The organism is Nonomuraea basaltis (assembly GCF_005893125.1).
Lineage (GTDB): Bacteria > Actinomycetota > Actinomycetes > Streptosporangiales > Streptosporangiaceae > Nonomuraea > Nonomuraea basaltis.
This window is the reverse complement of record NZ_VCJS01000353.1, coordinates 1-9035: the sequence shown is the minus strand read 5'-3', so window position 1 is coordinate 9035 and position 9035 is coordinate 1. Positions and strand designations below refer to the sequence as shown.

At 67.6% G+C, this 9035-nt stretch carries 8 protein-coding genes; 4 read left to right on the top strand and 4 right to left on the bottom strand.

Annotated features, from left to right (window positions below):
- Positions 1–61: 61 nt before the first annotated feature.
- Positions 62–1108 (bottom strand): DUF4158 domain-containing protein, encoded by a 1047-nt coding sequence (locus EJK15_RS64825; protein ID WP_171075339.1) that lies wholly within the window; start codon positions 1106–1108, stop codon positions 62–64.
- Positions 1109–1525: 417 nt separating this feature from the next.
- On the opposite strand from EJK15_RS64825, the gene EJK15_RS64820 reads away from it, so the two are divergent.
- Positions 1526–1933 (top strand): HIT family protein, encoded by a 408-nt coding sequence (locus EJK15_RS64820; RefSeq protein ID WP_171075338.1) that lies wholly within the window; start codon positions 1526–1528, stop codon positions 1931–1933.
- Between the two features lie 207 nt (positions 1934–2140).
- Here EJK15_RS64820 and EJK15_RS64815 read toward each other — a convergent pair whose 3' ends face one another.
- Positions 2141–3208 carry a plasmid pRiA4b ORF-3 family protein gene (locus EJK15_RS64815; RefSeq protein ID WP_138720180.1) on the bottom strand — a complete coding sequence of 356 codons (1068 nt, stop codon included), beginning with the start codon at positions 3206–3208 and terminating at the stop codon, positions 2141–2143.
- 205 nt (positions 3209–3413) lie between these two features.
- On the opposite strand from EJK15_RS64815, the gene EJK15_RS64810 reads away from it, so the two are divergent.
- Entirely contained in the window at positions 3414–4601 is a 1188-nt protein-coding gene (locus EJK15_RS64810; RefSeq protein ID WP_138720179.1) for a hypothetical protein, read from the top strand.
- Between the two features lie 157 nt (positions 4602–4758).
- Here EJK15_RS64810 and EJK15_RS64805 read toward each other — a convergent pair whose 3' ends face one another.
- On the bottom strand, positions 4759–5184 hold the full coding sequence (locus EJK15_RS64805) for a hypothetical protein (RefSeq protein WP_138720178.1): 426 nt from the start codon (positions 5182–5184) through the stop codon (positions 4759–4761).
- A gap of 251 nt (positions 5185–5435) precedes the next feature.
- Entirely contained in the window at positions 5436–6503 is a 1068-nt protein-coding gene (locus EJK15_RS64800; RefSeq protein ID WP_240778040.1) for a tyrosine-type recombinase/integrase, read from the bottom strand.
- A gap of 26 nt (positions 6504–6529) precedes the next feature.
- On the opposite strand from EJK15_RS64800, the gene EJK15_RS64795 reads away from it, so the two are divergent.
- Together EJK15_RS64795 and EJK15_RS64790 are read left to right on the top strand one after the other, a co-directional pair.
- Complete coding sequence (locus EJK15_RS64795; RefSeq protein WP_240778038.1) at positions 6530–7156, top strand: TetR/AcrR family transcriptional regulator; 627 nt, start codon at positions 6530–6532, stop codon at positions 7154–7156.
- A gap of 80 nt (positions 7157–7236) precedes the next feature.
- Complete coding sequence (locus EJK15_RS64790; RefSeq protein WP_138720176.1) at positions 7237–8817, top strand: FAD-dependent monooxygenase; 1581 nt, start codon at positions 7237–7239, stop codon at positions 8815–8817.
- Positions 8818–9035 lie beyond the last annotated feature (218 nt).

Genomic DNA, 9035 nt, shown 5'->3' with positions numbered 1-9035 from the left:
CGCAACGGCAAGGCCGTCCTCATCGAGCCCGAGCCGACCTGACACAACTCACCGCGAAGCATCATCGCTCATTGCCGCTCGGGGTTCGCTGCCGCCTGCCCACGTGAAGGTCGAATTTTCGGGTCAGCAGATCGACCAGGGCGTCGATGATCTCCCGCTGGCGGCAGTACAGGTACGCCGCCAGCAACGTCACCTTGATCTCATCCGGATGCGCGCGCAGATGACTGGGCGCCTCGGCCGCGACCCGCGCCCGCCAGGCCAGCAGCACACCCGGCGCGACATCGTCGAACACACCCTCGGGCAGGCCGACGGCCTCGATCGCACCGAGCTTGAATACCTCACGCTCCATCGTCTTGACGCTGACGTTGCCGGGCACCTCCCGGATCGCCGCGAACACGTCCGCGCCTTCAGGGTCTGCCTCCTCGGGCTCCGCCTCACCCACATCTGCGTCGTGGCTTCCGTCGTGCTCCGGGCCCGCCTCCGGTTCGCCGGGCCCGGACCCATCGGGGTCGACGGCGTCGTCATCGCCATCGTCGTCGCCGCTTCCACCAGCGCGCCGGGCGATCAATGTGAGCATGCGCTCCACCACCTCCACGCCGATCCGCGAAGAGACACGCAACGTCAGGGTCTTCTCGGCCTGCTCCAGCCCAGAGCCGATGATTCGCAGCAGCCGCAGTTGGGACGGCGGCTCGATCTGCTCTTCCTTCAGGTGGTTCAAAAGCGCCACCCGGACCCGATCAGGGCGCCGCTCGGCCTTGCAAACGTTGTCGGCCAGCCACTCGGCTGACTTCTCCGCGTCGTCCACCCCGCATTCGCGGAACCCGGTGAACTTGCGGATATCGGTGCGATGGTCCTTGCTGGTGCGCCCGTCCCACTCGTAGAACGCCAGATCCAGAGCCGGAACCTTTACCGCCCGGGCAACGTAGTCGACCGCGTCGTCGGGTAGTTCGGCCCGACCGCGCGGGAACCGGCCATGGAGCTGATGGAACTTGAGCATGAGCGCGAAGGCCAACTTCGTGGGCCCTCGCCGCCCGGTCAGCAGCTTCATCTCCTCATCGAGGAGCGTCCAGTTCCCGACCAACTCATCTTCGTCGATGACACGCGCCACGTCACATCCGGCTTTCTCACGGGCTGGCAGCCATCTGGCCACCGCAGACAACCCCCCGGAAACGAATCAATACTGTCCGTACATGGTCGAGCTCGTCTCGGTTTCCGCGAAAGATCCGCATGAAGCCAACGATGGAACCTCACTGACCAGGATCAACACGCTCGCGTGTACTTGGTGACAGCGTCCTTAACGACCGACTCGCAGCGCGGGACGACCCTGCCGAAGCCCGCAGCTAAGTTACTCGCGGGTACCGCCAACGGCTGTCCGTAGGTTCCTCAACCCCGGGTATGCAAAGCTCGCGGGCGCGGACTTCCTCAGCTATCCCCGGCCAGGTGATTCAGCGTCGATGTCGATAGATAGCTAGCGTCACCAGCTGAAAGGCCTTTGCTGGCCGGACGAGCTGTGATCATGCCGGTCATGAGTTGCGTCTTCTGCCGCATCGTCGCCGGCACCGAGCCCTCGCAGACCATCCACGAGGACGAGCACGCCATCGCCTTCCTCAACCTCGCTCAGGCCACCAGGGGTCACACGCTGGTCGTCCCGAGAGCGCACCACCGGGACCTGGGGGAGATCCCAGTGGAGACGGCGGCACACGTGATGCGGGCCGCGGTCGAGGTGTCCCGGCAAGTCGCCGGCGCGCTCGGGGCCCCTGGCGTGAACCTCTGGCACGCCAGCGGCGAGACGGCCTGGCAGAGCGTCTTCCACTTCCACCTCCACGTGGTGCCCCGCTTCGAGTCCACCGACCTCACGCCACCGTGGACGGAGGTCGAGCACCCGGTCGAGTCCCTCAAGGGGCTGGCCGAGGAGATAAGGGCCTGGCGCTGAAGGCGAGTAGTCCACCCAGGCGATCATCGTCGATGGATCGCTTGGGCTGCCAGTTAACCCCGATGGGTCGCTTCGGCCAGCCGAACCTTGCTGCGTCATGAGAGGGGTCAGGAGATGACCACAACGCCGCTCATCGAGAGCGTCTGGGTCTTTCGCCGAACGGGTCAGTGGTGATTACGACCTGGGGAAACAAGCCACTGATCGTCATCATGCCCGGCTCGCACCCGGGATGATCTGCTCGACCGTCACCATGAGCCTCCCCGCAGACGGGAACTCGCCGCTGCCATCCGACGCGACACAGCCCGATCCGACACTCGAGTTGACTACTGAACAGCAGTCACCCAGGTCATACTCGTCCTCCATGGCTGCCCCGGTCTGTGCGAGCACCTCCCGCAGCGAGGTCTGCTTCTCGTCCACAACGTCCAGATCCCACTCGGGTGACGGTTCGCCGTACAGGACACCGCCCACCGTGAACAGGTGGAGATGACGGCCCTCCCAGCCCATCGCCGCGACCAGGATGTCGTGCAGCCTGTCGAGCGTGATCCCGGGTGAGACGAGCAGGCGCCGCCAGATCACCGGATCCGCACTCTCCTGGAGCGTCACCCGGATCTGATAGATCGGCTCTCCCGGTGCGGCCTCACCCAGGCTGCGCCGTACGGCGTTCACCGCCACCGGGGTCAGAGTCGCCGTCTCCTGCGTGAGCTCCACCGCGCCCAGCCGGACCAGAACGGCCAGCAGTCGATCGATGTCCTGGTCGGCCATTCGCCGCTGCGATTGCGGGTCGCGTATCTCGTAGTACGGCGACGCGATCTCCCAGGCCAGCTCCCGCAGCTCCGCAACGGGCACCGGCCCGCCGTACAACCTGCGTAGCAGCGCCGGCCAGATGAGCGTGAACTCCTCGCCGACCAGCGACGTGTACCAGTAGTTCTTGGGGAAGAGGGCCTCGCTCATCTTCCCCAACGCTGTGAACGACGCTTCCCACAACCGCTCGGAGTCCTTCAGCAGTGGCGCCGCCTTCTTTACCGGCAGCAGCCGCCCCTTGACCACCCGGACCAGCCCGGGCGCTTTGGCCCATTCCACGATCAGGTTCAGTCCGGGCAGTTCGGTGCTGCTCTTCGTCCGGAACACCCGGTCGCCGATCTTCGGGTCGATCTCGTCGCCGGTCTCCAGCAGCGCCACCAGCGCCCGCGCGTCCGACAGCGTCAGTTTCCCCGTCTGGGTCAGCTTCCGGCCTGCGCCCACCCACTCGGTGAACGCCCGCAACTCCTCCTGCATGGCGTTCAGAATATGGCGCGGCGTTCGGTCTCAGTGGCCCGCGTCGCGCGAACGAGCCCTTTCTGGCCGATGAGACACCGTAGGATCGGGTGCCGTGGCGAAGAAGCGTAAAGCGAAGGCGAACCCCACGCGGGGAGTCAGCGGCCATCCTGCCCGGCGCGCGCTGCAGCTCGCCGCCCGTCAGCCCTCGCCTGATGCTCGTTCTGTGCTGTTTGAGTCGCTGATGGGGACCGCTGGGGATCAGTGGTGGCCGGACTCCCAGAATGGGATCATCGAGCGTCTCGCCGACCTGCCCGCCCACTCGCCTCTGCGGCTGGAGAACGCTGTCGTCGATCTGGTCGGCGAGGAGATGTGGACGCGCACACAGACCGAGACCATGGGTTTCCACTGGGACCAGTATCTGGCCTCTCTGGCTGACCTCGTCCGCGACGAGATCCAGATCGCCGCGCGCACCGGCGGGCAGATGGCTGACCTGTGGCGGATGCTGCACGGGCTCGCCGCGATGACCGCGCCGTCCAGCGGGGAGATGCTGCGCCGCGACCCCGACCTCGCCGTCCGCGAAGCCATCAAGGCAACCTCGACGGCCTTGGCCAAAGCTGGCATCGCTCCCGGGTGGCCGAGTGAGATTTGCCGGGCCACTCCGGCCGGAGAGCCACTGCTGGTGGCCGACGTGTACGGCTCGCGGTACGCGCTCCTCGCCCCCTTCGCCTGGGGCGAGCAGGACCCGCACTGGTACTGCTGGGACATCGACCGCTGCACCGGAGACCGGGTCGTGCACGCTGCCGTCTTCGCCTCACCGAAGGAAGCGCTCGCCGAGTGGCGAGCCGCCGTGGGGACACACGCGGCACCCGCCTCCACCCAACCGGCCCCGTGCGACCAAGCCACCGCCCGCGACCTGTTGGACCCGCTGTGCCGTTCTGACCTCCTGGGCGCCCTGCTGCTCGGCACTGAGTCGCAACAGCTCATCGCCGAGCATTTCCGCCTGCGCCAGCGCGCCGGCGCCCTCTGCGAGTCGTTCACCATCGCTCCTGAGCCCAAACCCAAGCAGGACCTCAACCCGATCATCGACGACTTCGCCGCCTGGCTACGCGATCGAGATGACCACAGACCCGAACGAGAAGACATCGCCACGCTCGCCGACACCTGGTCCCACCTCTCCGGACCCGGCTACTATGCCTGCTCCCCGCATCGGATCGAGCACACCGTGATCCTCGTCGCAGACGGATACATCAAGAAGTACGCCGAGGCCATACTCGATCTGCTACCCCAGTGGGTCGAATGGTGCATCGAACGCACCGGCCTGACCGGCGAGCCGGCAGAGCGAGCCCGCCAAGCAGCCGCGAACAACCGGTGGGACGGATCCGACAGCATGGACTTGCGCCGCACCGAATAGGAAAAGGGCGGGCGGTTGGAGGTTGCCGAGCTCATCGCTGATGCAGCTTTCCGCAAGCACTAGAGAGAGCCCCTGACCTGTGGTGATGTGGGTCAAGGGCTGAGCGGCGGCAAGGTGGTTGGTTAGGGGCTGATCGCCGGGGAGCAGAGACTCGTTCTCAAGGGCCCGCGCCCTCCGGTTGAAAGCTGCGCGAGCGTAGGGTGCTGTCTGCGACGAGTGCGTGCAGCAGGCGGCCAAAGGCGCTCAGGTCGGCGCATTGGATCAGGCGAGCGTAGGTGATCGGCTCCGTGCCGGTGTGCAGTCTCTTGGGGAATCGGCGCATGTTCGAACCATGCCGTAGGTCGGACTGGACGGTGAGGCCGTGAACAGCGTGCAGCGGGGTTACATCGGTCTCGGGGTGAATCATGACAGCGATCGCGTTGTGAGGCGTGCGCTGTCGGTCGAGGTAGCACGTGACATGGCTGTCAGGATGACTTAGTTCGCAGTAGTACTTCACGAGGTGGGTGAGGTTGAAGCCCCGGTCGTCGGCGACATCGACGTGGCGCTGCTCGAAGTCCGTCAGGGGGTGCCTAGCGAGATCCATTCGGCCTCCTCGTAACAGTTCGCGCAGGGTTATCCATTATGGTCGTTCGGGTCCCTGGGTGGGGTGAGGGATGCCGCCGTGCTCGGTGCGTGCTCGTACGCCCCGTCACACGCCGTCAGGATCCGGCACCGCCTGACACACAAACCGCGCTGAGGCGGCACGAACCATCACCCAACGGCACAGGGCGGCACTAAAAGATCTTGCTTCTAATCCGACGGTCGCAGGTTCGAATCCTGCAGGGCGCGCTTTGATCAAGGCGTTGACCTGGGGTTCTGGGGAGACCTGGAATCCGATGGTCCAGCATGCCGGATTGGGGAGACCGAAGGGAGACCTTCAGTTTCGGACGGTTCGCCCACGACGACGGCCCGGGGGACCAGAGCGACGCTCGCTTCTGCCGCTTCGCGCGCCAACTCCGGCAGCACGTTCGTGTAGGTATCCGACGTGATCGCCAGAGACGAGTGCCGCAACATCGCCGACGTCGTCTTCATGTCGTTGCCCGCCGCGAGGCTGGGCGTCGCCGCGCCGTGACGAAGGTCATGCAGGCGGATCGGCGGCAGCCCGGCCGCGAACGCCAGCCGTTCGAAGTACTTGCTCAGCCAGTCGGGCTTCAGCTCGGTGCCGTCCTCGCGGGTGAAGATGCGGCCCGTCTCCGCCCATGAGCCGCCCCACGCCAGCTTCTCCTCCTTTTGGCGCTTTCGGTGGAGCCGCAGCACGTCCAAGGTGACCTGATCGAGTGCGACGGGCGCGTCGCTGCTCTGCGTCTTCGGCGGGCCTTCCTTCACCTCGCGATCCACGATGGTGAGCTGCTTGGCCACCGACAGCACGCCGTCGTCGAAATCGAGGTCCACCCAGCGGGCGCCGCATGCCTCGCCGCGGCGCAGGCCACGGAATGCCACCAGGTGGAGGAGGGCGTACAGGCGGTCGCCGGCGACGTGGTCGAGGAACGCGCCCAACTGGGCCGGCGTCCACACCATCACCGGCGACGGGCGCAGATCCGTGGCACCCCACACCGCGACGGCCGACGTGGACGGCAGGTGCGGGTCGGTCCGCACCGCGGCCAGCCGCGCCTGGAACGCCTCGTTGAACGCCTCCACGCGCGGCTTGGTCCACACGACGCCCTTCGGCCGGGGCGCTGACTCGAGAGCCACCAGCGCCGCCGCGTTGAACGTCATGAGGTGCTCCCGTTTCGCGTCCGCCAGGACCGTCCGGATCGTCGCCTTGATCCGCTGCTTCGTGGCCGGGCCTGTGATGCGCTTGCCGCGCACGGAGGCGCGCACCTCGGCTGGGTCGAAAATTGCGGATTGCGCATCTTTTCGCATCACGCAAGATTGTGTACTCTGGTCGCGTGAGCATCGAGGGCGTGCGTGAAGGGCTGCGGGAGCGCAAGAAGCGTGCGACCCGTATCGCGTTGAGCTGGGCGGCCATCCGCCTCTGCGCGGCGCGGGGGCTGGACGACGTCCGCGTGGAGGACATCGCCGCCGAGGCCGGCGTCTCCCCCCGCACGTTCAACAACTACTTCTCCAGCAAGGGCGAGGCGATCGCCTTCCGGCATCTGGAGCGTGCCCGGCAGATCACGGAGGAGCTGCGCACCCGGCCGGTGACTGAGCCGCTCTGGGAGGCGATCACCAATGCGGCGCTGACACGGTTCGGGCTGGGACACGAAGCCCACACGGAGAACGTCGACGTACAGCAGTGGATCTCCGGGCTCCGCCTGATGTTCGCCGAGCCGGCGCTGCAGGGCGAGATCTACAAGGCCGACGCCCAGGCCGAGGCCGAGCTGGCCGCCGCCATTGCCGAGCGCACCGGGACCGACCTCGTCCGCGACCTGTATCCCCACCTGGTGGCCGCCACCGTCGGGGCCACCGTCAGGTCGGTCACCGGTCACTGGATGCGCGCCGGCTCACCCGCCCCGATCACCGACCTGCTGACCGACGCCCTCCGGCAGGTGTCGGCGGGACTGCCCGTCCCCTGACGCGAACCCCAGCAAGCGCACCCTGAGCAACCGGCACACCGCCGGTCGATGTGCCATGCCCATTTTCAAGGAGGAACGCCATGTCTGCCGATGTCGTCATCGCCGGAGGCGGCCCGAACGGGCTGATGCTGGCCTGCGAACTGAGCCTCGCCGGCGTACGGCCGGTGGTGCTGGAGCGGCGGCCCGAACGCACCCGGGAGAACCGGGCCAACGGCCTGGTCGGTCAGGTGGTGCGGGTCCTCGAACGGCGCGGCCTGTACGAGCGCCTCAGCGGCTCCAAGGAACTTCCGCACCCCGCGCCGGGCTTCGTGTTCGGCGCGCTGCCGCTGAACCTGAGTGTGCTGGAGGACAATCCGCTCTATCTGCTGCCAGTGCCGCAGCTCCGCATCGAAGAAGTCCTGGAGGAACGCGCGGTCGAGCTCGACGTCGAGATCCGCCGGGGACACGAGATCACCGGGCTGTCGCAGCAGGACGACGCGGTCACGATCGAGATCGCAGGACCGACCGGTCCTTACCGGATGAACGCCCGCTACCTGGTCGGGGCGGACGGCGGCAGCAGCCTGACGCGCAAGCTGGCCGGCATCGGCTTTCCGGGGGTGACCAGGGACACCGCGGTCTCCCGCACCGCGCACGTCACAGTGCCGGACACGATGGTCGATCCGGCCACCGGAGGGCTGAACGTGCCCGGCTACGGGCACATCCCGCCGTTCATGCACCACCGCACCGAGCGCGGGCTGTTCGTGTACGCCCCCTTGCCCGGCAAGCCGCCGCTGGTGACCACCATGGAGTGGCCCATGGACCCGCCCGGCGACGAGCGGCCGCCGACTCTGGACGAGATGCGCGACAGCGTCCGCCGGGTGCTCGGCTCAGACCTGCCACTCGGCGAGCCCACGGGCGAGGGCCCGTTCCTGCGGCGCAGGCTGACCGGCGGCAACACGCGGATCGCCGACCGGTACCGGGAGCGCCGGATCCTGCTGGTCGGCGACGCCGCGCACGTGCACAGCGCGATCGGCGGGCCCGGGCTCAACCTGGGCCTGCAGGACGCGGTCAACCTGGGCTGGAAGCTCGCCGCAGAGATCCGCGGCTGGGCACCGCCTGGGCTCCTGGACAGCTACGAGACCGAACGGCGGCCGGCCTCCGAGCGAGTGGTCATGCACACGCAGGCCCAGTCGGCGCTGATCACGCCGGGACGCGAGGTCACGGCGCTGCGCGAGCTGTTCACCGAGCTGCTCGGCGACCGCCGCAACGTCCAGCACCTCGCGGACATGATGGCCGGCGCCGACATCCGTTACGACATGGGAGCGGGAGACGCCCACCCCTTGATCGGCCAGTGGGCCCCCGACCTGCTCCTAGACACCAGTACCGGTCCCGTCCGGCTCGCCGCCTTCACCGGGGACGCCCGGCCGCTACTGCTGGACCTGACCAAGGAGGGATCACTCGCCGGGGAACTGCCCGAATGGCGCGACCGGGTGGACGTCATCACAGCCCGCCTCCACGACCCGGTCACAGCGCTCCCCCATGACTCTGCCACCTCGGCCACCGCCCTGCTGCTGCGCCCGGACTGCTACATCGCCTGGGCCTCGGCGTCGACCCGGCCCGGCTCCGATGACCGCGAGGGCCTTCGCGCGGCCCTGTCGCGATGGTTCGGAGCTCCAGCATGAATCCCTGACCATCGGTTGACCGACAACAAACCTGAACGACTCCACGCGAACTCGTCCGCATCAGCATGTCGGGCTGCAGGTCAGCGCACGTCCGTTCCGCCAACTTCGCTTGGAAGGGACAACATCCGCGAGAAACTCCGCTATCGGCGGAGTTTCGACCCGAACCGCGGCCGCCTCGCGCCCGGACGGGATGTCCCAAGGGAGGGGTGTGGCGGGGG